The organism is Kitasatospora sp. NPDC085464, assembly GCF_044541955.1.
Classification (GTDB): domain Bacteria; phylum Actinomycetota; class Actinomycetes; order Streptomycetales; family Streptomycetaceae; genus Kitasatospora.
This window is the reverse complement of record NZ_JBITTM010000069.1, coordinates 16,467-42,789: the sequence shown is the minus strand read 5'-3', so window position 1 is coordinate 42,789 and position 26,323 is coordinate 16,467. Positions and strand designations below refer to the sequence as shown.

Genomic DNA, 26,323 nt, shown 5'->3' with positions numbered 1-26,323 from the left:
TTCACCGCCGAGGAAGGCGCCGGCGCCCACTGCCACCCCGGCGCCATGCGCCTGACCCAGGCCCGCATCTACGACTGGCTCGACGACACCCTCAACACCAACGCCTGACGACCCGACGCCCGGAAGCTCCGAGGGGCCGACGCCCCGAAGAGCCGACGGCCGGACGACCCGACAGAGCGACGGGGCCCTGCCCGCGGGCCGTCCGTCCACCGTGAGAGCACAGGGAGACACAGTGCGCCTGATCGTCGGAATGACAGGAGCGACCGGAGCCGTCCTGGGGGTCCGGCTCCTCCAGGAACTGCGCCGGCATCCCGATGTGGAGACCCACCTGGTGCTGACGCGCTGGGCGCGGGCCACCGTCGAGCTGGAGACCGGGATGAGCACCCGCGACGTCTCGGCTCTGGCCGACACCGTCCATTCTCCCGACGACCAGGGGGCGTCCATCGCCTCCGGCTCGTTCCCCGCCGACGGGATGGTGATCGTCCCGTGCAGCATGAAGACGCTCGCCGGGATACGCACCGGGTACGCCGACGGTCTGGTGGCCCGTGCCGCGGACGTCACGCTCAAGGAGCGCCGCAAGCTGGTGCTCGTCCCCCGCGAGACCCCGCTGAGCGAGATCCACCTGGACAACATGCTCACCCTCGCCCGCATGGGCGCCGCCATCGTGCCGCCCATGCCCGCGTTCTACAACCATCCGGCCACCGTGGACGACGTCGTCGACCACATCGTGGCGAGGATCTGCGACCAGTTCGGCATCGACTCCACACGGGCCCGGCGCTGGGAAGGCATGCGTCCCGCTGCCACCACGCGCCCGACGGCCCTCCGGATCAACCAGTGAAGGAACCGAACCCGTGAACCACCGCAAGGACCTCCGTGAGCACATCGCCGCACTCGAAGCCCTGGGCGACCTCAAACGCGTGAAGCGCGAGGTGAGTTGGGACCTGGAAGCCGCGGCGATCACCCGCCTCTCCTACGAGCGCACCGCTCCCGCGCCGTTCTTCGAGAACGTCGGCGGGGCGGAGCCCGGCTTCCGCCTGATGGGCGCGCCCGCCTCGCTGAGCTCCGTCCCCGGCAAACCGCTCGCCCGTGTCGCGCTCTCCCTGGGGCTCCCCACGGACCTGACCGCCGCGCAGCTCGTGGACACGCTGGCGGCGACCCGCGACATGCCCCCGGTGCCGACCCGGCGCGTGCCCCGCGCCGAGGCCCCCTGCAAGCAGAACGTCCTCCTCGGCGAGGATGCGACGCTGGACCGCTTCCCGGTGCCCCGCGTCCACGAGCAGGACGGAGGCCGGTACCTCAACACCTGGGGCATCATCGTCGCGCGCACCCCGGACGGCTCGTGGACCAACTGGTCGATCGCCCGCATCATGATGATCGACGGCACCCACATGACCGGCCTGGTCATACCGCCCCAGCACATCGGTCTCATCTGGCAGGAATGGGTGAAGATCGGCAAGCCCATGCCCTACGCACTCGTCCAGGGCGGCGATCCGGCGATCCCCTTCGTCGGCGGCATCCCGCTCCCCGACGGTGTCGACGAAGCCGGCTTCATCGGCGCGCTGCGTGGCGAGCCCGTCGAGGTGGTGAGGTGCGAGCTGTCGGACCTCGAAGTACCGGCCGGTGCGGAGATCGTCATCGAGGGCCACCTGTCCGTGGAACGCTCCGCCGTCGAGGGCCCGTTCGGGGAGTTCGCCGGATACGTCCCCGACGAGGTCTCCCACCAGCCCGTCTACACCGTCGAGTGCATCACCCACCGCGATGACCCGATCTGGCCGATCGTCGCCGAAGGGCGCCCGGTGGACGAGTTCCACACCGTCACCGGAATCGGCATCGCCGCCGACGTCCTGCACGACCTGCGCGCCGCCGGCCTGCCGATCACCACGGCCTGGTCACCCCTGCGCGCGGCCTCCCACTGGCTGGTGCTCACCGTCCCTGCGAACTGGCGCGAACTGCTCCCGGACACCGACTCCCGGGAGTTCGTCCACCGCATCGGCGAAGTCATGGACACGGTGACCCGGACCGGGAGACTGCACGCCCGGGTCTTCGTCCTCGACGACGACATCGACCCCGCCGACGACACCGACCTGCTGTGGGCCCTGGCCACCCGCATCCACCCCACCGACCGCGCGGAGGCGTGGAACGGCCTGATCCACCCCCTGATGAACTGCTACCACCACAGCGAGCGGGCCGCCATGACCGGCCCGGTCGTCCTCCACGACGGACTCCAGCCCGCCCCCGGCCAAGGACGCATGCCGCACAGCTCGTTCGCCGAGGCCTACCCGGCCCGGATCCGTCGACTCGTCCTCGACCACTGGGACGAGGACTGAGGGCTGAGGATTGAGCGCTGAGGGCTCGGGGCTCAGGGCTCAGGGCTCAGGAAGGGGACCGAGGTCCGCCGGCGCCGACCCGGCGGACCGTCGCGGCCGGGCGCCGGGGCCCGCCCGCCTCGTCGTGAGCCGTCGACAGGCCGGACTCCATAGGCAGTTGGTCGACATATGAAGGATGATGACCTATGTTCGTCACATGGCGGGCGGCCGACTCCGGAGAACGGACGAGTCGCGGGGTGGGCGCCCGCTGCGCACGCGTGGTCCGGCATGCGACCGGACCCCCGCTTTCCCGAGGGAGGACCCGCAGTGCACCACCGTTCCCGTACGCCCAGGCTGCTCGGTGCCGCAGTGGCCGTCGTTCTGGGCCTCGGCGTCGGCGTGCCGCCGGCGCTCGCCGGACCGGCCGGGGATCCGGCCGCCGACACCGACCCCGTGCCCGGTCTGGTCGCCGGCACGGACACCACCGCCCCGCAGCTGGTCACCGGCGTGGACGAGCCGGCCCCGGGGGACGCCGCGGAGGCGGCCCGCGCCCACCTCGCCGCCCACCGGGAGCGCTACCGGGTCGACCCGGCGCAGCTCGTCGTGACCGGCGTGGAGCGCTCGGCGGACGGCCGGCGCACCGTCCGGTTCGAACAGCGGTACGGCGGCCTGCCGGTCTTCGGCGCCGCCTACCTGGTCCACCTGGCCGGGGAGGGCCAGGCGCAGCACGTCGAGTCGGTCGGCGGCAAGTACTTCACCGGCCTGACCGCCCCGACCGTCCAGGCCCTGCCGGACGAGGTGCTGCGCGGCCTCGCGCTCGCCTCCGTCGAGGACGGTCCGGCCCGCACCGGCGTCACCGCCGAGGACGGCGGTCCGGTGGTGCTGCCCGGCGGCACCGGCCGACTGGCCCGGCACTACACCGTGCGCGGCACCGACCGGACGGTCTGGGAGGGCAGGGCCCGCGAGATCTACGTGGACGCCACCACCGGCGCGGTCGCCCTCGCCCACACCGTCCGGGCCCGCGCCGCCGGGGCGCCCGCCGCCGCGGCCGCGGCTACGCCGGCGGCCGGCCTCGAACCCGCCGTCGGAACCGCGCCGGACGTCCAAGGCCGTCCGACCCGCGTCAACATCGCCCGCCTGCCGGACGGCACCTACCAGCTGATCGACCTCACCCGCCCCACCGCCCTGACCGTCTACGACGCGGGCGGCCGGGACGAGTACGAGGTGGGCGGCTCGTTGCCCGACGGGGTCCGCCCGGTGAGCTCGCCGACCCCGGACTTCCCGGCCTCGCTCGCCGCCACCGGCGCCGCCGAGGCACAGCGCAACGCCGGCGCCGTCTACGACTTCTTCCGCGACCGGCTCGGCCGGGACGGGATCGACGGCGTCGGCGGCCCGGTCAACGCCGTCGTGAACGTGACCAGCGGGGGCGAGAGCCTGGCGAACGCCTACTGGGGCAGCGGGCGGATGACCTACGGGAGCGGCAACGCCAAGTACTACCCGTTCGCCGCCGCGCTCGACGTCTCCGGCCACGAGATGACGCACGGCGTCGTCGAGAACACCGCCAAGCTCGTCATGCGCGACCAGTCCGGCGCCCTCGACGAGGCCCTCGCCGACTACTTCGGCAACGCGGTCGAGGCCACCACCCTCGGCATCCCGATGACCGACCCGCGGGCCGCCCTGCTCGGCGAGAGCCTCTGCCGCACCGGCACCCCGCAGGACTGCGCGGCGCGCCGCCTCGACACCGGCCGCAGCACCGTGAACGACTACATCGGGTTCCCGGTCCACTTCACCGAGGACGCCTCGCACGACAACTCGGCGATCATGAGCGGCGCGCTGTGGGACATCCGGCGCACCCTGGACCCGCTGCTCGCCGACCGGCTGGTCTACCGGGCGCTCACCGAGTACCTCACCCCGCTGGACACCTTCGTCGACGCCCGCAACGCGGTGCTCGCCGCCGGTCGCACGCTCGGTCTCACCCGTGCCCAACTCCGCACGGTGACCGCCGCGTTCGACGCGCACGGGATCAAGGAGGGCTGGGAGCGGCGGATCGGCATGGACAGCCGCACCCTGGTGCGCTCGCTCACCGTGGGCACCCAGAACCGGCCCGACGTCGTCAACGGCCGCTGGGTGATGGCCAACGGCGAGGCAGGCTTCCTCGGCATCCTCACCGGGACCGTCGGCAGCTCCGCCGAGCCGGTCCGACTCAGCCCGGTCGGGGACAAGCGCTCGCACAGCGCGCCCGCCACCGACGGCACCGTCGCGGCCTGGGTCTCCCAGGGCGAGACCACCCCGGGCCGGCCGGACTGGTCCGTGCTGGTCCGCCCGCTCGACGGCGGTGCCACGCGCACCGTCCACAGCACCACCGGCCAGATGCTCTCGGGCGTCCGGGTCGCCGGCGGGACCGTCGCCTTCGAGGCAATGGACTTCAGCACCGGCCGCACCCTGCCGTGGCTCTCCGTGAACGGCGCGCCGGCCGCACCGATCGCGCTGCCCGACGGCCACCACGGGCAGGCCCTCTCGCTGCGCGGAGACCTGCTCGCCTGGACCGAGCGCTGGCAGGAGGGCGAACGCACCGTCTACGCGCCGACCGTCTACTCGCTCTCCGCGGGCAGGGTCGTCGCCCAGTACGTCGCGGGCGGTGCGGGCGACACCCGGGAGACGCTGGCGGTCCGCACGCTGCTGACCGGGAAGCGGCTGCTCTGGCTGGAGACGCCGGTCGACGGGAGCCGCGGCACCTCGATCCGCTCCGGCGCCCTCGACGGCTCCGGCGTGAGCGACCTGCTGACCGGCAGCACCACGCAGCCGCGCCAGATCGACGAGCTGACCGCCTCCGAGAAGGCCGTCACCTTCGCCTACGCCTTCACCTGGCCCAAGGGCCGGCGCGTCGCCAACGCAGACCTGCCGAAGCTGTGGCAGCTCCCGATCGAGGGCGGTACCCCGCAGCGGTTCTCCTGCAACCGGGGCGGCCAGTACATGCCGGTGGCCGACCACGGCACCCGGGTGCTCTGGGCGGACGCCACGCCCGGCCGCACCGATCTGGTCATGCGCGAGAGCGCGGCCGTGACCTGCTGACCGAGGAACGCTGCCCCGGGGTCCCACCCCGAGCCTCCCGACCCCGAGCGTCCCGACCCCGGACGCCAGGACCCCGCTGCTCCCCGGTCCCCCGCCCGGCCGCTTCCCCTTCGCGGCCGGGCGGGGCCTCCTCACGTCGGGCCCGGAGCACGGTCGGGACACCGGGTCACCGGGTCACCGGGTCGGCCCCGGGCCGGCCCCGGGCCGGTCGTGTCGGCGTCGGACCGTATCGTGTGCGGCGATCACCATCGGAACGCACACGGGGGCACCACACATGACCGTTCACCGGCCGGGACTGCCGCAGGACCTTCCGCCGGCCGAGGAGTTGTGGGCGCGCTGGGCACTGCTCGCAGCCCTCGGGGCGACCACCGAGGACGAGGAGCGCCCGCCCCGTCACCGCACCGGCCGGTGGATCGACGACGAGGGCCTGCACTGGGACGACTGCGGCTGCACCTGGTGGGTCATGTCCAAGGGCGGCGACGGCCGGTTCGTGCTCTACGGCGAGGACGAGGCCAGCGGCGTCAAGTGGCACGAGCCGGCGATCGACGTGCTCGCGGGCGGCCCGGACTGGCTGCCGTACGAGGAACTGCGGGACCGGATCGAAGCGTACGAGATCGGGTGCGTCTACTGGTACGAGAACGGCACCTGGGCCCGGGCACCGTACCCGGACGACCTCGACGACGACGGCCTGGACTGCGGCATGAGCTCCTTCATCGACCGCGGCGAGGTACTGGCCGAACTGACGGCCAACCTGGACCGCACGGTCGGCGGGGCGAGCGCCGAAAGCCTCCTGGCCGACGCGGAGGCGTACCGGCTGGAGCCGCAGAAGCTGCTTGACCGGTTGGTCCGGACCGACTGCCACGATGACTCGTCGGACCGGTCGTCGGACGGGGATTCGTCGGACGGGCCGGCCATCGTCCGGGCGTTGGCCCGCGCAGGCCTGACGGGGGAGTACGCGGCGACTGACACTCCTTGACGAGCAGGGCGGGAGACGGCCCGTGACGGCCCGATGACCGCACGCGCATTGTGCCGCGTGGTTGCTGTCTCCTTGATCGCCCCGCCCTCCCGGACGCGCCGCCCGCCCCGACACGGCAGGCAGGGGCGGGCGGGGTCCGTCCGGGAGGGCGGATCAGGAGGGGCGGCGGACGTACGGCTCCCAGGACACCTTGATCGACCGTGCCCCCTCGGCGGGGGCCGGGCCGCGCTGCTGCTCGGTGCCGAACGGCGGAGCGCCCGATTCCCACTGCGGCGGGTTCCGAGGAGAGCAGCGCCCACGGGATCGGGCAGCTCACCGGCGACGTGTTGCTCGCGAAGGTGCAACTCGTCTGGTACACCAAGCCGTTCGTGGTGATCGCCTGGAGAATGACGTGGTCGCCCTGGTCGCCCTGGTCGCCCTGGTCGACCACGGAGACGCTGCACGCGGGCGAGGCACCCGCAGGCAGGGCCTGGGCGGACGCCCAGGTGGTGGTCCCGGCCCCCGAGCCGTTGAGCGGCTGGCTGCCGACCTGCACGGCGCCGTTCTTGACGGCGCCGGTGCAGAGGAACTGGCCGTGGACCGCGGTCTCCAGCGAACTGCACGGGCCCTGGGCGCCGGTGGCTCCTGCAGCGCCGGTGGGCCCGGCGCTTCCGGTCGGACCGGTGGGGCCGGTGGGGCCGGTCGGACCGGTGGGTCCCGTGGCGCCTGCGGCACCTGTGGCGCCCACTCCCGTCGCGCCGGTGGCTCCCGTGGGCCCGATGGGCCCGGTTGCACCTGTGGCCCGGATGGCGGCGTCCCGGGAAATCACCGACCTGGCCCACACCGGCCGTGCACATGGGGCGCACCCGGACGGCGGGAGGCTGTGTGGGACCGCGGAACGAACGGGCGGCCGAAATAGAGTCAGGACCCACCGCGCGGGACCAGGGGCGGAACTCCGCCTGCCCTGCTCCGTCCACCCGCCGCTCCCCACGCCCCCGCAGCCCCACCCCCGAGAGGCCGTTGTGGCACCACACGAGAACTTCCGCCCCCGTGGGGCGAGGCCCACCGTCTGCCTGTGCATGATCGTCAAGGACGAGGCGGCGGTCATCGAACGCTGCCTCGCCTCCGTGCGCGACCTGGTCGACACCTGGGTCATCTCCGGCACCGGATCGACCGACGGGACCCAGGAGCTGATCCGCCGCGCGCTCGCGGGAATCCCCGGCGAGCTGCACGAGGAGCCCTGGGTCGACTTCGGGCACAACCGCACGCTGAACATCCGGCACGCCCATGGCAAGGCCGACTACCTGCTGCTCGTCGACGCCGACATGGTGGTGCGGCAGGAGGGCCCGCTCGCGGAGCTGACCGCCGACTCCTACCTGCTGCGCCACGCCGCCGACCTGGAGTACCGGATCAAGCGGCTGGTCCGAGGTTCGAAGGCCTGGCGCTACGAGGGCGCCACCCACGAGTACCTGACGACGAATCAGGTCGACTGGTCCGCTGACCTCGACGCGCTGGTCATCGAGCACTTCGCCGACGGCGGGTCGCGGTCCGACAAGTTCGAGCGCGACGCACGCCTGCTGCGGGAGGACCTCGAACGCGACCCCGCCAACCCGCGCACGGTCTTCTACCTCGCCCAGACCCTCCGCGACCTCGGCCGCACCGCCGAGGCCGTCGAGCTGTACCGGCGGCGCGCGGGGATGGGGGCGTGGGCGGAGGAGGTCTACTACGCGCTGCTCCAGGTCGGCGTGCTGACCGCCGAGCAGGGCGACTGGCCGTCGGCCATGGAGGCGCTGCTGCGTGCCTGGGAGAGCCGGCCGCAACGGCTGGAGGCCTGTTACGAACTGGTCTCCCGCCTGCGCCTGATGGGACGCCACCACAGCGCACACGCCTTCGCCCGGGCCGGCCTCGACCGCGCGATGCCCGACGACTGGCTGTTCACCCAGCCCTGGGTGTACCGCTGGGGGCTGCTCTTCGAGTACTCCGTCACGTCGTACTGGGTCGGCGATCCGAAGGGCTCGCTGGAGGCCTGCGACCGTCTGCCGGCCCTCGCCGACCTGCCCGAGCGGTACCGCGAACAGACGCTCGCCAACCGGGAGTTCGCGGAGCGGGCCGCGCGGGCGGTCGTGCCGGTGCCGGCCTGAGCCCGCGGCCGGGCTCTCCTGCGACGGAGCCCGGCCGGAACGTCCGAGGTTCAGTCCTGGAGGGAGTCCAGCCAGGAGGTCAGCAGGCGGTTCACCTCCTCGGGGCGCTCCTGCTGGACCCAGTGCCCGCAGCCGTCCAGGATGTGGGCGGAGGCCAGACCGGGGAGGGTGGCCGGGTAGGCGTCGATCGCGTCGGCCATCCAGGTCGTGGAGGCGTCCAGGGCGCCGCCGATGAACAGGGACGGCTGCTTGATCGGGGCGCCGGCGTACGGGGCGAGGTCCTCCCAGTCGCGGTCCATGGTGCGGTAGCGGTTGAGGGCCCCGGTCATGCCGGTGCGCTCGAACTCCCCGGCGTACACGTCGAGGTCGTCCTCGGTCAGCCAGGCGGGCCGCTTGCCGGCGGGGAAGCGGTCGCGCAGCCGGCCGCCGGTGCGGGTCACGAAGTGGGGGTCGGGCTCGCCCTCGGTGGGCATGGTGTCGGCGGACAGCGCCGCGTAGAAGCCCGCGAGCCAGCCCCGGAGGTCGGGCTCGATCTCCGCTTCGGCCCGGCCGGGCTCCTGGAAGTACGAGACGTAGAACTCCTGGTCACCGCCCATCTGCGCGAAGACGTCGGTGGGGCGGGGGCCGCCGGGCGGCGCGTAGGGGACGCTCAGCAGCGCGACGGCCCGGAAGACCTCGGGGTGGAGCAGGGCGGAGGTCGCCGCGATGGTGGAGCCCCAGTCGTGCCCGACGACCACCGCCGTCTCCTCGCCCAGGGCGCGCACCAGGGCGACGTTGTCCGCCACGAGGTCGAGCATCCGGTAGGCGTCCGTCGCGGCCGGCTTGGAGGAGCGGCCGTAGCCGCGCACGTCGAGCGCCACGGCCCGGTATCCCGCTGCCGCGAGGGCCGGGAGCTGGCGGCGCCAGGAGTACCAGGACTCGGGGAAGCCGTGGACGAGCAGGACCAGCGGTCCGGTGCCCTGTTCGACCAGGTGCAGGCGGCCGGCGGGCGCCTCGATGGTGCGGTGGCGCAGGTCGGTGGACGGCGCGGGCTGGTGCATGGCTTCTCCTCGGTTCACGGTCGGCCGCGGTTTCCCACCGATCTTGCGGCGCGGCGGCCGCCCGACGCGAGCACCCTTGTCATTCTGGCAAACTGGCAGGGCAGGGCGGTGGAGGCGGCACGGCTGGAGGGAGTCGGGCGATGGTGACGGACGACGTCGTGGCCGACGCGCTGGCGGCCATGGGCCCGCGGCTGCGGACCGCGCGCGAGCAGCGCGGAGCCACGCTCACCGGCGTCAGCCGCGCGACCGGCATCTCGCTGAGCACGCTGTCGCGGATCGAGACCGGTCGGCGCAAGCCGACCCTGGAGGTGCTGCTGCGCCTCGCGAAGGCGTACGACGTCTCCCTGGACGAGCTGGCCGGCACCGCGCCCGGCACCGCGCCCGGCACCGCACCCGGCACCGCGCCCAGCCCTGCGTCCGGCACCGCGGCCGGATCGCGCATCCCGATGCCGCAGCGTCCCGGTGACGGCAAGGCGGTGCTGCCGTTGACCCGCTACGTCGGGGGCCTGCACGCCCACAAGCACGTGCTGCCGCCCGTCGACGCGCCGCCGGCGCGGCCGCGGCAGGTCTCCCACGACGGGTACGAATGGCTCTGCGTCCTGTACGGGCGGCTGTGGCTGGCGCTCGGCGAGCAGGACCTCGTCCTGAGCGCCGGGGAAGTGGTCGAGTTCGACACCCGCACCGCCCACGGGGTCGCGAACGCCGGACCCGACGGACCGGTCGAATACCTGGTCATGTTCGGGCCGCAGGGGGAGCGCCTACGGCCGCGCACCCCGGCCCCCGGCCGCGCGGCCCGGTAGCGCGGAGCGGACCTCGGGCGTCGCCATCCGTCACCCGGGCTTCCGGGGAAGCCTCGCCGGGTACCAGACGCCGAAGCCCGGGCCGGGGCGGAGCGTGCCGTTCACGCTCAGGTCGTCCTCCCAGACTTGGCCGGCAGCCGGACCGGTGACGATCAGGACCGTTCCTCGAACCGGCGCACCTGCTCGGCGGACAGGACGGGATTCATTCCCGCCCTGGTCCGCGCCGGCCACGGTCGGGCCCCTGCCGGCGCTGCGAACCGAGCGCCCCACGCTCCCACCTGGTCTGCTCCCCACCCGAGGTCCGTCCGTCCTGGTCCGTGAGGATAGATCAGCCTCGATCGCGGCTGTCCCACGCCCCGGTGGTGGGTTCACGCGGTCCCGGCGGGCCACCCCTCGCCGGTGGCGCCGTCGAGGCGCCGCACGTCTATCTCGTCCGCGGCGACCAGGGCGACCCGGTCGCCCACCCGGACGGCGCACACCCCCATGCAGGCGTCGTCCTCCCACCCGTCGACCGGCTCGCCCACCGGCTGCCCGGTGAGCGCGTCGTACCGGTAGAGGCGGTCCGAGGCCACCGCGAGCACGGCCCGGCCGTCCACCTGATAGGCGCACAGGCCCAGCGTGTTCTCGGGTTGCACCATCATCCTGCCGAGCGGCGTCCGGGTCTCCGGGTCCCAGATCCGCACCGAGTGGTCCGTACCGCCGGTGGCCAGCAGGATCCGGCCGTCCGCCGGGTACGCGACGAGGCGGGAGATCGGCCCGTTGTGCGCCTTGACCGGGCCGCCGACCGGCCGGCCGGTCGCCAGGTCCCAGACCCGGAGCAGCCCGTCGGCGTCCGCGCCGGCCAGCCGGGGCGTGCCGTCCGCCGCGGTGAACGCGGCCAGCGACCACACCTGCCTGCGGCCGGTACCGCGCATCCGGGGCCCCGCGGGCTCCCCGGTCACCGCGTCGACCGGCTCCACACGCCCGTCGCTCCATCCGAGCAGCAGGCTCCGCTGCCCGTCGGGGCCGAGATGGGGAACCACCGCCGACATCCGCGGCCACGTCCGGCCCCACGGCTTGCGCCGCTTGCCCCAGGTGTCGGGACAGGCCCGCTCGCCCGTCATCAGGTCGACCTGGAACAGCGCCCCGCGCAGTCCCCGGGACTGCTGCAGGAGCACCAGCACCGGCGATCCGCCGCCGGCGTCGACGTGCATCCGGCAGAGCGGGCCGCCGATGAAGCGCTCGCCGAGCGCGAACTCCCGTACCAGGGAACCGTCTTCGGCGTCGTACACCGAGAAGCCCCGGCCCTGGGTCGAGCCCGGCCGGATGACCACCGACCGCCCGTCGAGCTCGGCGCCGAGCAGTTGGCCCGGGCCGATCAGCACGGGTCCGTCCCGGGCCGTGAAAGGGTCGCCCTGCGCATTCCTGCCGAACCTCACTGTCCTCGAAGGGGGAGAGGGGGGCGGTACCGTCCGCGCGGCGGCCCCCCGAACGGCGGGACGCTACCAGCCGGACGGACGGGCAACGGGCGCGCCCTCGTCAGCTCCGGCTCCGGCTCCGGCTCCGGCACCGGCACCGGAGTCGGAGTCGGAGCTGCTGCCGGCGATCCCCCGGCCGCCGGCGCCGCCTCGACCGCCGGCGCAGCCCCGGCCACGGGCTCGGGCCGACTGTGGGCCGGCGTCGGCCGGTGTCACCGTTCCCGGGCGATGTGGGCGATGTGGGCGACGTGGGCACCCGGGGGAACGGGGGCGGCCTCGGTGGCCGGGGGGCCGGGCGTTGCGGGGGCCTCGGCGCGGCCGAGTCCGACGCGCCGCCGGAGCGCGGTCAGGGCACGTGGGGACCACCAGGCCCAGCGGCCCAGCAGACGCATCGTCGCGGGGACGAGGAGCACCCGGACCACGGTGGCGTCGACCGCGACGGCGACCACCAGTCCGACGCCGATCATCTGCATGAAAGCGATGGAGGAGGCGAGGAAGCCGCAGACCACGACGATCAGCAGCAGCGCGGCGCTGGTGATCACCCCTCCGGTGCGCTGGAGCCCGAGGGCGATCGACTCCTCGGTGCCCGCGCCGCGGTCGTGGTGCTCCTTGATCCGGGAGAGCAGGAACACCTGGTAGTCCATGGCCAGGCCGAAGGCGATGGCGACGATCAGCACCGGGAAGTCGGCGTCGATCGCGCCGATCGGGGTGAACCCCAACAGGCCGTGCAGGTGGCCGTCCTGGAAGATCCAGGTGATCACGCCGAACGCGGCGAACAGGGAAAGTGCGCTCAGCAGAACGGACTTCAACGGGATCGTCACCGAGCCGAAGGCCAGGAAGAGCACCAGGGCGGAGACCGCCGCGACGAACAGCGCCATCCACGGCACCCGGGAGCCGATCATGCGGACGATGTCCACGCGGGAGGCCGGCATGCCGGTGAGCAGCGCGGTGGCGCCGTCCGGTGGTGTCTGCGCCCGCAGGTCGCGCACCATCGCGGCGGCCTCCTGCGACATCTGGTCCGCGCCGTACCGCAGGGTGATGCGGGCGGTGTCGCCGTGGGTGGATGTCACCGCGGCGCCGGTGACCCCGGGTACCGCGCCCAGCCGTCGGGCGTAGGCCTCCAGCGCGGGGGAGGCGGTGCCCGCCGGACCGTCGAGCCGGACGACGGCGGTGAGCACCTTGGTCGGGTCGTGGTCGAACCCGGTGCCCAACTGACGGGCGACGACGCGGGCGTCGGCGTCGGCGGGCAGGACCCAGTCACCGGGGCGGGCCCAGTTCGCGCCGAGGAAGGGCGCACCGGCGGTGAGCAGCAGGGCGACGGCTGCGAGGCAGGTCGGCACCGGACGACGCATTACCAGGCGGGCGGCGCGGTACCAGTGGCCCTGCCCCGGTGCGGGCGCGGCCTGGCGCCGGGAGGCACCGGCCCGGTGGCCCCACGGCAGCGGGATCCGCAGGGCGTCGACGCGGTGCCCGGTGATGCGCAGCAGCGCGGGCAGGACGGTGAGTGAGCTCAGCACGGCGAAGGCGGTGACCGACACGGCGGCGTAGCCCATCGAGCTGAGGAAGCGGGAGGGGAAGAGGATCAGGCTCGCGAAGGAGATGGCGACGGCCAGCCCGGAGAAGGCGACGGTGCGTCCGGCGGTGGCGGTGGTGCGTTCGACGGCGAGGTCCGGCGGCGTGCCGGCGGCGAGCTCCTCGCGGTAGCGGCTGACCATGAACAGGGCGTAGTCGATGGCCAGTCCGAGCCCGAGGATGGTGATCACGTTGATCACGCTGCTGGAGATCGGCACGGCATAGGCGGTGATCCGGAGCACGGTGAACGAGCCGAGCGCCACGACGGCGCCGGTGGCCAGCGGCAGCAGGGCGGCGATCGCGCTGCGGAAGACCAGGACGAGCAGGACGAGGAGCAGCGGTACCGAGAGCAGCTCCGCGCGCCCGATGTCGCGGCCGGTCAGCGCGTTGACCTGTTCGGTCATCGCGGTGACACCGCCGAACGCGACGTCCAGGCCCGACACCCGGAAGCGGTCCGCGATGCGCTGGAGCGCCCTGACCCGCTCCTGGTCGTCGGACGCCGCGAACTGCAGGGTGACGTACGTGGAGCGGCCGTCGCGGCTGACGAAGTCCGCGGAGCCGTGGCTGGACCAGTACGACTCCAGATGCGTCAGGTCCTCGCGCGGGACGGCGTCCAGGGCGGTGCGGAGCCGCGCGGAGAGGTCGGGGTCGTCGATGCGGCGGTCGGCGCTGCGGTAGAGCACCACGGCGTCGGGCTGCAGGCGGCCGAGCGGGCCGGCCAGCACCCGGTCGGCCCGGACGGAGGGGCTGTCGGGGTCGTCGAAGCCGGCGCCACCGGTGATCGCGCCGAACACCTGGGTGCCCCACAGGCCGGCCACCAGGGTGAACAGGAGGGTGGCGACGACGACCAGTCGTCGGCGCCGGGCGGCGAATCTTCCGAGCAGGGCGAACACGGGTGACTCCTTGGGAGGGTGGGACACGGGGCCCGCGGGGCGTCAGCGGGCGCTGTCCCGAGGTTGGCGGTCCGGGCGGGGTTCCGGCCTCGGGCGACCGGCCCGATCCCGGCCGACCGGAAGGAGGAGGCGTCTCCTCCGCTCGGGGGAGGAGATTCCGTCCTGACGGGACGTAGGGTCTGGTCCCGTGTTGCGTGGACGGATGGATCGCCTCTTCGGTCGCAGGTTCGGCCCGATGCGGCTGGCCCTCGTGGCCTTCGGCCTCGGCTACCTGCTGCTGTTGCGCCGCCCCGGCGAGCTGGGGGCGGCCGACTGGGCCGTGGGCCTCGGGGTGCTGGCGCTGTCCGCGCTCGGCGGCTTCGGGCCGTGGGGGACGGCGATGGGCCAGTGCGCCATGCTGGCGCTGGCGGAACTGTGTGCCCCGCTGGTCACGGTGGAGGCGAAGGTCGGGGCGAGCGCGGCCCTGTTCGAGCTGGCGGTGCGCCGCTGGGGGAGACCGACCGCTGTCGCCTCCGCTGCCCTGGCCCTGGCCCAGCTGGTCCGCACCGGCTGGCCGCCGTCCGCGGAGATGTTCCCGGCGCTGTACCGGGCTGCGGTGATCGTCGGCGTGCCCGTCCTGCTGGCGGCCTACATCCGTTCCGCGGAGCGCGCCGCCGGCATCGCCCGGGAGCGGGCGCTGGAGGCAGAGCGCAGCCGACACCTGGCCGAGTGGGGCGCGAGGATGGGCGAGCGGGCGGCGATCGCGCGCGAGCTCCACGACATGGTCGCCCACCACCTGGCGTCCACGGTGCTGCGGGTCGGCGTGGCCCGGCACGTGCTGGCACCGGCCGACCCGCGCCTCGCCGAGGTGCTGGACGACGTGCACACGAGCGCGAACACCGCGCTGACCGACCTGCGCAGGCTGCTGACCGCGCTGCGCGAGCCCGCCGCCGACCACCTCGCCCCGCTGCTCGCCGAGACGACGGATCTGCCCGCCGCCGTCCGGGGCGTGGTGGAACGCAGCCGCCAGTCCGGAATGGCGGTCCACGCCGAGGTGGATCCCGGGATCGCCCGACTCGACGCGATGCGGTCGCTGACGGTCCTGCGGCTGGTCCAGGAGGGGCTGGCCAACGCCACCAAGCACGCCGGCCCCGCGGCCCGGATCCGGCTGCGGATGGAGATGGAGGACGGGACGTTGTCCCTTGCGTTGGAGAACACCCTGCCGACGGGCGCGACCCCGCCGTTGCCGGGCCACCCGGAGCGGTCCGGGGGTCACGGCCTGCTGGGCATGCGCGAGCGCGTCGCCCTGGTCGGTGGGACGCTCGACGCCGGACCCGCCCCGGGCGGCTGGCGGATCGCGGCGACCCTGCCACCCACGGCGACCGGAGTGGGCCCGTGATCAGCGTGCTCATCGTCGACGACCAGCAACTGGTCCGCGCCGGGGTGCGGATGCTCTGCGAGTCCGCGCAGGACCTCGTCGTCGCCGGGGAGGCCGCCGACGGCGCGGAGGCGGTCCGTCTGGCCGAACGGCTGCGGCCGGACGTGGTGCTGATGGACCTCCACATGCCCGGGACGGACGGCATCGCCGCCACCGCCCGTACTCTCCGCGTCCACCCGGCCGCCCGCGTCGTCGTGTTGACGACCTTCGACGACGACGACCGGCTCTACCCCGCGCTGAGCGCCGGCGCCTGCGGCTTCCTGGGCAAGGACGTCGAACCGGCGGCCGTGCTCGACGCCGTCCGGCGCGCCGCGGCGGGCGACAGCCCGTACAGCCCGACCGTGCTGCACCGGGTGGTCACCCGCGCCGCCCTGGCCTGGGGCGGAACGGCCGGACGACCGAGCGCGGGCACACCGTTCACGCAGCGGGAACGGGAGGTTCTGCGGCTCATCGCCGCCGGCCTCTCGAACAGCGAGATCGCCGCCCGCATGCACATCGGCCTGACCACGGTGAAGACGCACGTGTCCAACCTGATGACCAAGACCGACGCTCCCAACCGGGTGCGCCTCGCCGTCCTGGCCATCCAGGAGGGCATCGCCGACGACTGACACCCGGGCTGGGCCGGCCGGTGGCCGGTACCGCCGCCCGGCGTCCGGCCCCAACCTCGGGATGTCGGCCGGAAAGAGGCTGACCAGCAGGCCGTAGGCCTCCGCGGTCGGACTCTCGCCCGCCCCCAGCCGTGTTGCCCGCACCCCGGCCTTCTGCAGTTGACCAGGCGGTGGCGCAGCGGGTGCCCGAGGGCCTTGAACCAGCGTCGACGATCATCGACGCTTGACCCGGCTCCACATCACACGCCCGCCTCACATCACACGCCCGCCCCGCATCGCACGCCCGCCTCACATCACACGCCCGCCCCGCATCGCACGCCCCACCGCACCACCCCGGCGAGAGGAACCCCGTGCCGCTGTCCATCACCCACGTCACCACCGACCGCCCCGAGCGCTACCTCAAGCAGCTCGTCTCCCACCTGGGCCACAAGACCGGCACCACGCTCGACGCCCAGGACCGCGGCACCGTCACCCTCGGCAACGGCGCGAACTGCGTCATGACCGCCCGCCCGGGAGAGCTGGAACTGATCGCGGCCGCGGCCGACGCCGAGGCGCTGAGCCAGGTCCAGGACCTGGTCGCCCGTCACCTGGTGCGCTTCGCCACCCAGGAGGAACTCACCGTCGAGTGGAACACGCCCGTCGACGGCGCCGAACTGGAGCCGATCCACCCGCTGGTCGACGGGTACGCACTGCGCCACTGCACCCCCGCCGACCAGGTGCTCCACGACCTCGCCGAGCGGACCAGGGAAGCCACCGGCCGGGCCGCCTGGATGCAGGTCTCGGCCGACGAGGGTGCGCTGCTCACCATGCTGGTGCGGATGCTGGGCGCGAAGTTCGCCGTGGAGGTCGGGGTCTTCACCGGTTACTCCTCCCTCTGCATCGCCCGCGGCCTGGCCGAGGGCGGCCGCCTGCTCGCCTGTGACACCAACGCCGAGTGGACCGCCATCGGCCGGGAGCACTGGGAGCGCGCCGGGGTGGCCGACCGGATCGACCTGCGGATCGCCCCCGCCCTCGACACCCTCCGGGCGCTGCCGGACGAGCCGCACATCGACATCGCCTTCATCGACGCGGACAAGCAGAGCTACCCCGCGTACTACGAGGAGATCCTGCGCCGGCTGCGCCCGGGCGGCGTGGTCGTCCTCGACAACGTCCTGCTCGGCGGCCGTTCCCTGGACCCGGCCTACCAGGAGGAGCACCACCTGGCGATGCGCCGGCTGAACGAGTTCATCGCGGCGGACGACCGGGTGGACGCCGTGATGCTGACGGTCCGCGACGGGGTGACCCTGGCGCGCAAGCGGTGACCACGTGGTGACCGCCGCCGACCCTCCGCCTCCTCGCGGCGGCGCCGGACCGGGCCCTACGTGTTCAGGGCCCGTCGTGCCGTGTCGGTGAACGTCTCCACGACGTCCCGGAGGTCCGCGCAGCTCGCGGGGAGTCCGGCCGGGTCGCCGGGGCCTCGCAGGATGTTCTCCACGACGTGCGCCCGGCGGATCCGTCCCCGGGGGTGAGTGCCGGGCGCCGCCGGCCTCTAGACGCGTGCCTTCCGCGCCGAGTGCCAGGCCGCCCCGGCCAGTGCCCGCGTGGACCGGAGGAGCGACAGCTGCTCGTGATCGCGGTAGAGCCTCCAGTTGTGCTCGACCAGCGACAGCTTGTTCGAGGACAGCGACCCCGCCCGGCCGGACCGGTAGATCGCCAGCGGTTCCCGCAGCCCCCGGGCGGGGTGCCCGTCCCGCATGATCGCCAGCCACAGCGCGTAGTCCTGCCGCTTCGGCATGTCGGGCATCAGCCGGGTGCCCAGCCGACTCCGGTCGTACATCGCGGTCAGGGCCCCGATGTGGTCCTGCACCAGCATGTCCCGGTAGGTCACGCGATCCCTGGCCTCGATCACCCGTCCGTTGGGCGTGAAGTCGCAGGCCTCGCCGGCGTGGTCGCCGTCGACCTTGTAGTAAGAGGTGAACGTCAACGGGGCATCGCCGTCGGCGGCGAACGCGAGCTGCCGTTCCAGCTTCTCCGCGAGCCACATGTCGTCGCTGTCCAGGAAGGCCACGTACTCGCCGCGCGCCCGTGCGAGGGCGAGGTTGCGGGCCTTGGCCGCACCGCCCTGCCCGGGAGCGGCCTCCGGGCGCACCCGTTCGTCCTGGCGGGCCAGGTCTCGCAACAGGTCCATGGAGCCGTCCGTGGACGCGTCGTCGGTGATCAGCAGCTCGACGTCGGCGTGCGTCTGCGCGAGCACGGAGCGCACCGACGCGCCGACGGTGGCAACCGAGTTGTGTACCGGCATCACCACAGAAACCAGGGGCACAGCAGTTCCTCACCCACCTCGGTCGGAGGCGTCATGGATCTTGTCGTCGCCGGCCAAGGCTACGTGAGTCCGCCGCCGTGTGCGTCGCCGGGGCGGGTCGTCGCGTGGCCGACCGCGGCGTGGACCTGCAGCGCAGCAAGCAGCGCACCGCCGATCCACTGCCGGACGGCCCCGGCCCCACGCGCTGGTCTACGCGCCGGCCCCACGCGCCGAGCCCGCCCCCCGGCGCCGTCGGCCCGTCGGCACGGCAGGCCGCGGTGCGGGTGGCGAGTTCGGCCGAACCCGTGCCGATCGGCCGTGTCCCGCGCAAGGATGTTCTCCGTCACACCAATTGACGGAGGATCAGATCATGGAAGAAGTGACGCCGCCGCAGCGGTCGGGGGACGGCGCGGAGGCGGAGAGCCGGACGACCGTCGTCAACGCGATCCACAACTCGACGGTCAACGGCTCGGTGATCCAGGGCGGCACCGTCACCGTCCAGCTGCCGTCGCCCGCTCCGCCGGAGTGGCCGCTGTCCATCGGCGTCATCCCGATCCTGGCCAGCGCCTTCCAGCCGCGCACCGCCGTGCGCGAGGCGATCGACCGGGTCCGGGCCGGGAGCGAGACGGTGGTGCTCTCCCAGGTCCTCGCCGGGGGCGGCGGGGTCGGCAAGAGCCAGCTGGCCGCGCACTACGCCTGGCAGGCCCTGGAGGACGGCGTCGACGTGGTGGTCTGGGCGGCCGCAGCCGACCCGGTCTCCGTCCTGCTCGCGTACGCCGAGGCCGCGGCCGCGGTCCAGCTGCCCGGCGCCACCAACGCCCGCGACCGCGTCGCACAGGACGCCCGGCTCTTCCTGAACTGGCTCAGCAGCACCGAGCGCAGCTGGCTCGTGGTCCTCGACGACGTCACCGACTTCACCGCCACCGGGCCGCTGTGGCCCGGGCGGTCACGCCGTGGCAACGGCCGGGTCCTCGCCACCACCCGCCAGCGCGGCGCCCACGCGTCCGGCGGCGGGCGGGCCGTCGTCCCGGTCGACGTCTACGACGCGGCCGAGGCCGGCGCCTACCTCCGCGAGCGCCTCACCGCCGCCGGCTACCCCTACCTGCTGGACCGGCAGGCCGAGGAGCTCGCCGAGGCGCTCGGACGGCTGCCGCTCGCCCTCGCCCACGCCGCCGCCTACATGGTCAACCAACAGCGCACCTGCTCGGCCTACCTGGAGATCTTCCGGGAGCGCACCCGCACCCTGGACTCGGTGCTGCCGCCCGAGGCGGACACCGAGCTGTACGGCCGGCCCGTCGCCGCGGCGCTGCTGATCTCGCTGGACGCCGCCCAGCAGACCGAGCCCAAGGGCCTCGCCGTCCCGGCCGTCCGACTGGCGGGCCTGCTGGACCCGGCCGGACACCCCCGCGAACTCTGGACCACCAGGGCGGTGACCGACTACCTCACGAAGCAGCGCGCCACGGAGCAGCGCGCCGCCGGAGCAGCGGTGCCCGGTCCGGCGGCACCCGGCGACGGCTCCGACGCGGAGCCGGCCGAAGCGGGAGAGCCCCCGCCGGTCACAGCCGACGAGGCGCTCACCGTCCTCGCCGTCCTGCACACCTACAACCTGATCGGCAACTACCCGGCCGGGGTCGACATCCCGCACCGGGGCACGGTGGCCGCCCACCGTGAGGTCTCCATCCACGCCCTGACCGCCCGCGCGGCCCGGGACACCACCCCGGACCCGACCCCCGCCCGGTCCGCGGTGATGTTCGCGATGTACCGGCTCTGGCCGGAGGAGGACCACCTCGACCACCGCCTCGCCGCCTGCCTCCGGGCCAACACCGAGACCCTGCGTGACACGGTCGGGCCGGAGGTCCTCCGGCTCTTCCCGGGGTTCGCGCTGCGGCAGAGAGCAGGGCTGAGTCTCCTCGGCGCGGGTCTGCACGCCGAAGCCGTCGACCACTGGACGCAGGAGGCCGAGGCCGACACGGCCGAACTGGGTCCCGAGGACGAGCGCACCCTCGCCTCACAGGCCAACCTGGCCGCCGCCTACGCACTGGCCGGACGGGCCGCGGAGGCCCTCGCCCTCCGGAAGCGGGTCGCGGTCGAGTTCGAGCGCCTCCTCGGCGCCGACTCCCCCAAGACCCTCGTTGCCCTCGCCTCCGTCGCCGGCTCCTACACGGACCTCGGCTACGAGGGCGACGCGATCACGCTCAAGGAACACGTCCTGGCCGCCAGGGAACGGGTCCTGGGCCCGTCCCACTCCGACACCGTGAACGCGCGGAACAACCTCGCCCTCGCCTACGAGATCAACGGGCGGCACGACGAAGCACTCGTCCTGAAGGAACGGGTCGTGATGGAACTCGCGAGCCTGCTCGGCACGGGCGAACACCCCCGCATGCTCATCGCACTGGCGAGCCTCGCCTCCAGCTACGCCCAGGCCGGGCGGCTGGGGGACGCGATGGAGATCGAGGAGAAGGTGCTGGAGGTCTCCGAGCGCATTCTCGGGCCCGACCACCCCGACACCATCGCCGTCCGGGTCTCGCTCGCTTCCTCGTACGCCGCGACGGGGCGGGACGAGGAAGCCTTCGTCCTGCGGAAGCGGGCCGTGGCGGACCGGTACCGGGTCCAGGGCCCCGAGCACCCCGACACCCTCAAGGCCCTCGCCGACCTCTCGGTGTCGTGCCGGAGGACCGGCCGCCACGACGAGGCCGTCGCGATCGCGGAGCACGTCCTCCCGCTCCGGTCGCGGATCCTCGGCCGCGACCACCCCGACACCCTGATCTCCGCCGGCAACCTCGTCAACGCCTACGCCACCGCGGGCGAAACGGAGCGGGCGCTGAAGCTCGCCGAGAGCCTGCGGCCGCACCAGGAACGCGTCTTCGGCCCCCACGACGACACCACGCTGTCGGGGCGCCACGCCGTGGCACTCCTCCGCGTCCACCGCGGGGAGTCCGTCCTCGCCGAGGATCCGGCGCAGGCCGCGAGGGACGCCGAACTGGCCATCGAGGCGGTCGGCCCGCACGTGCTGCCCCGGTTGCCCGCACTGGACGAGGCGCTGGAGGACGCCTACCGCCTCGCCGAGGCGGCCCGGGCCGCGCTGCAGGCGCGCGCCGGTGCACCTGGTGCCGGCGCCGGGGTGGAGGACTGAGGGAGGCGGTACAGCCCGCCGGGGCATGCCGGCCGCCACTCGTCAGAGCTGCGCCGGCTACCACTCGTCGGCGAGACGTTCGGCGAGTGCGTGGATCTGCGGGTCGTACGGCCAGCGATCGGCGAGCGCCGTCACGGCCGTTCGCTGCAGCTGCCAGTCGGAGTCGTCGGCGGCCCGCTCGCGCCGTCGTGACGGGCAGATCCCTGCCGCCGCCGGGTCCTGCGGCTGCGCGAAGACGCCTGTTGGCCTCCGCGACCGCGGTCTTCTGGTTCTTGCCCCTGGCGTGCAGATCGCGCAGCGCTTCGCCGAGCCGCCCGAGCTCCTGCGCCAGGGCTCGCCGTCCGGCGTGCTCGTTCCTCGCGCTCACGTCCGCCCCTCCCGATCGACTGCCGCTCCGGCCGATCCGATCCGGCCGATCCGGCGCCCCCGGACCATGCTCCTCCCACCTGGCAGCTCGCGGACGGAAATCCGGCGATCCGGCATCCGTAGCCGCCCCTGCGCGTCCTGGAGAAGCTGCCCGTGGCCACCCCGCCCGGGGAAGGCCGAGGCTCCTCGGGAAGGACTGACGCATGGACATCTGGTGGGCAACGGTGGCCCTGGCCGGGCTCGCGATCCTCGCGATCGCCCTGGTGACCATCACCGGCCTCGCGCTGAAGGACACCGCCTCCGAGGACCGCGCCGGCATCCTGCGCGCCGTCGCGGAATGCGTGCGGGAACTGCGCCGAGGCCGATGACGGCCCGGGTCACGAGCCCGCCACGGCGCCTCGCCCCCTGCCCCAGCGGCACTTGGTCCGGCTCCACCCCGCCGCCCCCTTCAACGGCAGGCGCCCTACCCCCGCAAGCTCGACGGTGCTGCCCGACCTCGCCACCGTCGACGCACTGCCGGACGTCGAAGCGGCCGGCTGCCGGTACGAGGCCGTCATCATCCTGACTGGTTGTATTCGAACCAGGTCGGGATGGCCTTCACCCGACGGTTGTCCTCGTCGGGGGGCATGCCGAGTTACATGTGCGGCCGTATGCGGAAGCCATGGCACGCCGTCAGCAGGCGCCACGCACCTCGGGTGCCGTCCTCGCCGTCCTCGCCCAGCTCAAGCCGAGCTGGGCGGTCGTCCGATCTGATGGGCATATCGTCCGCTCAATACGGCCGAATGGGTTACCGACGTGCGGTCATGACCACCCACCCGCCGGTCCCCACTAGCTTGGTGCGTGCACGCCCTGACGGGTGGGCGTGGGTTCGGGAGGAGTGCACCATGCGTAGATTGTCGATCACCGTGGCGGCGGTCACGGGGGCCGTCGCCCTCGTCCTCGGGAGTACCGCCGTGGCGGGGCCGCCGGGGCCGCGGCTCGCCGCGCGCTACCTGAACATCCACCAGTGCGTGTACTACGGCCCGGGTGGGCACTACACCAACCTGCTGCCGAACACTGCCGACACGTCCTTCAACACCGGGACGAACGTCTCCAACACGCCCGACACGGCGCTCTCCTGCGGTCCGGGGAGCGGGGGCTGGATGCCGGCGCCCGCCAACTCGGCGGTGAAGGCGTTCGACCTCGCCGCCGGCCGCTACCTGAACGTCCACCAGTGCGTGTACTTCTCGGCCGGCCAGCACTACACGGCCATCCTGCCGAACACCCCGAACGTCAACTTCAACGCCGGTACCAACGTGTCCGACACGCCCGACACGGTGCTGCGGTGCAGCCCGGGCGGTGGCGGCTGGACGCTAACGCTCGCCAACTCCGCCGTCAAGTCCTTCGACCTGGCCGGCAACCGCTACCTCAACCTGCACCAGTGCGTGTGGACGTCGGCCGGCATGTACTACATGGGCGTGCTGCCGAACACCCCGAACGCCAACTTCAACACCAGCACCAACGCGGCCGACACGGCCGACACCGCGCTCAGCTGCCGCCCCGGCGGCGGCGGTTGGTCGCTCGACCCCCTGGACTCGGCCCTCCGCCCGCTGGGCAGCTGAGCCGGGAGGGTTACGCGGGGCAGTGATCCGCGGGGCCGCGACGGGGGCCGACCCGTCGCGGCCCCGTCGCACGTACCGAGGCCGGAAGGCAGGCGAGCGCCGGGTGGACGGGTCGTGCACGCCCGATACCTGGCCTGCCGCCCCGGTGGCAGGACGCCGCAAACTGACTGGCCGTCACCGATGCCACGCCGTCCGCCTTCTCTGCGCCGCTGCATGCCCGCCGGGGCTTCCTCGTGCCGTCCGGATCGGTGGTGGGTGGCCTGGGCGACGCTGTTGCGCCCCAGTGGGTCGCTTCGGTCGCTCCGGTCGCTGTGCCGACTGTCGTCTACGGTGTCGGCGCCGTCAGGTAGCGCTGCAGCGTGGGTCCGAGCCAGTCCACGATCTGCTCGGGGGAGAGGTCCACGCTCTCGGGGAATCGCAGTACGTAGCGCGTGAGTGCGAGTCCGAGCACGGTCGAGGCGCACAGTGCCGCCCGCGCCGGTGCCTGCTCGGGTGCGGGGCCGACGCGGCGGGCCAGTGGGATCAGCTGGTCGCGCAGCACGCTGTGCATGCGCTCGGCGGCGGTGGGGTCGGTGGCGCCGACCCGCATCAGGGCGGTGAGTTCGCCGTTCTCCTCCCACAGGGTGAGGAAGTGGCGCACCAGGGTGCGGCCGATCTCCTCGCGCGGTTCGACGGGCAGGCCGGGCAGGCCGGGGTCGATGGCGACGGCCGCCGCGAACAGGCCGGCCTTGTTGCCGTAGTAGCGCATCACCATCGACGGGTCGATCTTCGCGTCGCGTGCGATGGCCCGGATGGTCGCCTTCTCGTAGCCGTCCGCCGCGAACCGCTCGCGGGCCGCGGCGAGGATCGTGGCGCGGGTGGCGTCGGAACGCCGGGCGGCCTGCTGGTTCTCCGTGGTGCCGGTCATGCCAACAACTGTAGGCCAACAGGTGTTGACAGTCCAGAATCGCCGCTCTACGTTTGCCAACAAGCGTTGACCAACAAGCGTTGGCATCGCGGCTGTCGCCGAACTGCCCTTGCGGCGAAGCGACATGAATGCCCGACAGACCCCCTCGTGCGCCACTGGGCGGCGAGCGCCGCCGGATCCGGTGCCGTGGGGCAGACCGAGAGCGAGAGGAAGTACCGGAGATGGCCGAGCTGCAGAGCCTGGACCCGAGCACGCCGCTGTTCGCGCAGTTCACGCAGGACACCGGGCCGATCGTCCTGGCCAACACGTTCGTCGTTCCGCCGGAGAGGACCGAAGCCTTCCTGGTGCTCTTCCGCAGGCAGGCGGAGTTCATGCAGGCCCAGCCGGGATTCATCAGCCTGCAGATGCACAAGGGGGCGGCGGGCAGCCGCCTCCTGATGAACATCGCGGTCTGGGAGTCCACCGGGGCGCTCGCCGCGGCGTTCGGCAGCCCGGAGTTCCAGCGCCTGGCGGCCGAGTTCCCCGACGACATCGTGTCGTACCCGCACATCTTCGAGCGGATCGACGCGTGACACCACGCATCGATGCGCGGGGCCGGGGCGCCACGGCGCCCCGGCCCCGCCATCCGCGCTCACCCACCCGGTTCTGACTGAACCGCACCGAGGCCCGCAAGGAGAAGAACCGTGTCACTGAAGAAGATCAACACCGTCCTGGCCACCGCCTTCGTCCTCTTCATCCTCTGGTTCGGGACGGAGTTCATCCTGAGCCCGGCGACTACGGCACCGGGCTTCGGCCTGCCGGCCTGGCCGTCCGGCGACGGCGGCGGCTTCCTCGTCGTCAAGGGGATCCGTGACGTCGTCCTGGCCCTGGTCCTGGGCGTCCTGCTGGTGACGGGCCACCGCCGGGCACTGGGCTGGGTGCTGCTCGTGGAGGCCCTCGCCGCCTACGGCGACATGGCCACCGTGCTCGCCCACCACGGCTCGGCGGCCACCGCGCTCGGCGTCCACGGCCTGACCGCGACCCTCATGGCGTCCACTGGCCTGCTGATGCTTCGCGAGACCCGCAAGACCGCGGCCGCCCCAGGGACGACCGTCCCGCAGCCCGCCTGATTCCACCGCCCCGGGGCCGCGCAGCCTGCGAGCGGCGCCTGCGCTGCCTTGAACTCCGCGTTGAACCCCGATCGCCCGCCGAACTTCGACCGATCCTCGTGGGACCAGCGCTTCTTCCGGCGACGTCGTCGCAGCCGCAATGGTCGACCGCACGGCCCACCACGCCGAGGTCCGCACCCTTCCGGAGACTCCTACCGGACCGCCGACGACGCCGACTCCTGGCGGGGGAGAGCCGCGCGAACCACGACAGGGTCGGCCCGTTCGACAACGACACGGCCGCCGACTTCGCCGGAGCGCTGGATGAGGCCGAGCCCGTCGAGCGGGAGGCCATGGTTCGGACCTCCGCCTGCTCGCCGGCGAGGTCCTCGCGCGCATCGCTTCCGATGAGTTCGGCATCACCGAGAGCTGGGGCGCGGCCGCCGACTGCGCTCGGTGGATCGCCCTGATCGAGGCTCTTTGTTCGGTGCTCGACCCACCACCTCCGTCGATCGACGTTCCGCTCTTCGGCGACGCGTAGGCGCGACAGGCCGGCTCAGTGATGGGCGGGGCGGGTCAGGCGGCTGCAGCCATCAGTCCCCGCCCAGGTCACCGCTGTCCGACCTTCGGAGTGGCGGCCGGCCCGTGTGGAGGCCGACGCCGATCCCGAACGTGTTCGTTACGATCAG

20 protein-coding genes are annotated in these 26,323 nt (G+C 73.4%); 15 read left to right on the top strand and 5 right to left on the bottom strand.

Going from position 1 to position 26,323, the window contains the following annotated elements; translation table 11 throughout:
• Window positions 1-232: 232 nt before the first annotated feature.
• From ACIGG8_RS38870 to ACIGG8_RS38850, 5 genes are all read left to right on the top strand, one after another.
• Window positions 233-838, top strand: coding sequence for a non-oxidative hydroxyarylic acid decarboxylases subunit B (locus tag ACIGG8_RS38870; RefSeq protein WP_396553313.1), 606 nt, complete (start codon window positions 233-235; stop codon window positions 836-838).
• Between the two features lie 13 nt (window positions 839-851).
• Window positions 852-2,327 carry a UbiD family decarboxylase gene (locus ACIGG8_RS38865; RefSeq protein WP_396553312.1) on the top strand — a complete coding sequence of 492 codons (1,476 nt, stop codon included), beginning with the start codon at window positions 852-854 and terminating at the stop codon, window positions 2,325-2,327.
• A 306-nt stretch (window positions 2,328-2,633) separates the two neighbouring features.
• On the top strand, window positions 2,634-5,378 hold the full coding sequence (locus tag ACIGG8_RS38860) for a M4 family metallopeptidase (protein ID WP_396553311.1): 2,745 nt from the start codon (window positions 2,634-2,636) through the stop codon (window positions 5,376-5,378).
• A 274-nt stretch (window positions 5,379-5,652) separates the two neighbouring features.
• Window positions 5,653-6,354, top strand: a complete 702-nt coding sequence (locus ACIGG8_RS38855; protein WP_396553310.1) for a hypothetical protein — start codon at window positions 5,653-5,655, stop codon at window positions 6,352-6,354.
• 1,058 nt (window positions 6,355-7,412) lie between these two features.
• Window positions 7,413-8,474: a glycosyltransferase gene (locus ACIGG8_RS38850; protein WP_396553309.1), complete on the top strand. Its 1,062-nt coding sequence runs from the start codon at window positions 7,413-7,415 to the stop codon at window positions 8,472-8,474.
• 50 nt (window positions 8,475-8,524) lie between these two features.
• On the opposite strand, the gene ACIGG8_RS38845 is transcribed toward ACIGG8_RS38850, so the two are convergent.
• On the bottom strand, window positions 8,525-9,514 hold the full coding sequence (locus ACIGG8_RS38845; RefSeq protein WP_396553308.1) for an alpha/beta fold hydrolase: 990 nt from the start codon (window positions 9,512-9,514) through the stop codon (window positions 8,525-8,527).
• Window positions 9,515-9,657: 143 nt separating this feature from the next.
• On the opposite strand from ACIGG8_RS38845, the gene ACIGG8_RS38840 reads away from it, so the two are divergent.
• The gene (locus ACIGG8_RS38840; RefSeq protein WP_396553314.1) at window positions 9,658-10,314 is read left to right on the top strand and encodes a helix-turn-helix domain-containing protein; all 657 of its coding nucleotides are present in this window, start codon (window positions 9,658-9,660) and stop codon (window positions 10,312-10,314) included.
• A 368-nt stretch (window positions 10,315-10,682) separates the two neighbouring features.
• Here ACIGG8_RS38840 and ACIGG8_RS38835 read toward each other — a convergent pair whose 3' ends face one another.
• Complete coding sequence (locus ACIGG8_RS38835; protein ID WP_396553307.1) at window positions 10,683-11,678, bottom strand: WD40 repeat domain-containing protein; 996 nt, start codon at window positions 11,676-11,678, stop codon at window positions 10,683-10,685.
• A 305-nt stretch (window positions 11,679-11,983) separates the two neighbouring features.
• Window positions 11,984-14,236 (bottom strand): MMPL family transporter, encoded by a 2,253-nt coding sequence (locus ACIGG8_RS38830; protein ID WP_396553306.1) that lies wholly within the window; start codon window positions 14,234-14,236, stop codon window positions 11,984-11,986.
• Window positions 14,237-14,438: 202 nt separating this feature from the next.
• Between ACIGG8_RS38830 and ACIGG8_RS38825 the strand changes: the two genes are divergently transcribed.
• The 3 genes from ACIGG8_RS38825 to ACIGG8_RS38815 all read left to right on the top strand — a co-directional run bounded on the left by ACIGG8_RS38825 (window position 14,439) and on the right by ACIGG8_RS38815 (window position 17,562).
• Window positions 14,439-15,614 carry a sensor histidine kinase gene (locus ACIGG8_RS38825; protein WP_396553305.1) on the top strand — a complete coding sequence of 392 codons (1,176 nt, stop codon included), beginning with the start codon at window positions 14,439-14,441 and terminating at the stop codon, window positions 15,612-15,614.
• A complete protein-coding gene (locus ACIGG8_RS38820; protein ID WP_396553304.1) occupies window positions 15,611-16,261 on the top strand; it encodes a response regulator in 651 nt (216 codons plus the stop codon). Before ACIGG8_RS38825 ends, ACIGG8_RS38820 begins: the two co-directional genes overlap by 4 nt.
• Before the next feature lie 350 nt (window positions 16,262-16,611).
• The gene (locus ACIGG8_RS38815; RefSeq protein WP_396553303.1) at window positions 16,612-17,562 is read left to right on the top strand and encodes a DUF2218 domain-containing protein; all 951 of its coding nucleotides are present in this window, start codon (window positions 16,612-16,614) and stop codon (window positions 17,560-17,562) included.
• 227 nt (window positions 17,563-17,789) lie between these two features.
• On the opposite strand, the gene ACIGG8_RS38810 is transcribed toward ACIGG8_RS38815, so the two are convergent.
• The gene (locus ACIGG8_RS38810; protein ID WP_396553302.1) at window positions 17,790-18,563 is read right to left on the bottom strand and encodes a glycosyltransferase family 2 protein; all 774 of its coding nucleotides are present in this window, start codon (window positions 18,561-18,563) and stop codon (window positions 17,790-17,792) included.
• A 349-nt stretch (window positions 18,564-18,912) separates the two neighbouring features.
• On the opposite strand from ACIGG8_RS38810, the gene ACIGG8_RS38805 reads away from it, so the two are divergent.
• The 3 genes from ACIGG8_RS38805 (at window position 18,913) to ACIGG8_RS38795 (ending at window position 23,642) form a co-directional block, all read left to right on the top strand.
• Complete coding sequence (locus ACIGG8_RS38805) at window positions 18,913-21,675, top strand: tetratricopeptide repeat protein (RefSeq protein ID WP_396553301.1); 2,763 nt, start codon at window positions 18,913-18,915, stop codon at window positions 21,673-21,675.
• Window positions 21,676-22,244: 569 nt separating this feature from the next.
• Entirely contained in the window at window positions 22,245-22,409 is a 165-nt protein-coding gene (locus tag ACIGG8_RS38800) for a hypothetical protein (protein WP_350522339.1), read from the top strand.
• Window positions 22,410-22,925: 516 nt separating this feature from the next.
• Window positions 22,926-23,642 carry a hypothetical protein gene (locus tag ACIGG8_RS38795; RefSeq protein ID WP_396553300.1) on the top strand — a complete coding sequence of 239 codons (717 nt, stop codon included), beginning with the start codon at window positions 22,926-22,928 and terminating at the stop codon, window positions 23,640-23,642.
• 325 nt (window positions 23,643-23,967) lie between these two features.
• On the opposite strand, the gene ACIGG8_RS38790 is transcribed toward ACIGG8_RS38795, so the two are convergent.
• Window positions 23,968-24,549, bottom strand: coding sequence for a TetR family transcriptional regulator (locus tag ACIGG8_RS38790; RefSeq protein WP_350522336.1), 582 nt, complete (start codon window positions 24,547-24,549; stop codon window positions 23,968-23,970).
• Between the two features lie 221 nt (window positions 24,550-24,770).
• Between ACIGG8_RS38790 and ACIGG8_RS38785 the strand changes: the two genes are divergently transcribed.
• The 3 genes from ACIGG8_RS38785 to ACIGG8_RS38775 all read left to right on the top strand — a co-directional run bounded on the left by ACIGG8_RS38785 (window position 24,771) and on the right by ACIGG8_RS38775 (window position 26,104).
• Entirely contained in the window at window positions 24,771-25,121 is a 351-nt protein-coding gene (locus ACIGG8_RS38785; RefSeq protein ID WP_396553299.1) for an antibiotic biosynthesis monooxygenase family protein, read from the top strand.
• 111 nt (window positions 25,122-25,232) lie between these two features.
• Window positions 25,233-25,658, top strand: coding sequence for a DUF4267 domain-containing protein (locus ACIGG8_RS38780; RefSeq protein WP_396553298.1), 426 nt, complete (start codon window positions 25,233-25,235; stop codon window positions 25,656-25,658).
• 98 nt (window positions 25,659-25,756) lie between these two features.
• Complete coding sequence (locus tag ACIGG8_RS38775; protein WP_396553297.1) at window positions 25,757-26,104, top strand: DUF4259 domain-containing protein; 348 nt, start codon at window positions 25,757-25,759, stop codon at window positions 26,102-26,104.
• The last annotated feature ends 219 nt before the right edge of the window (window positions 26,105-26,323 follow it).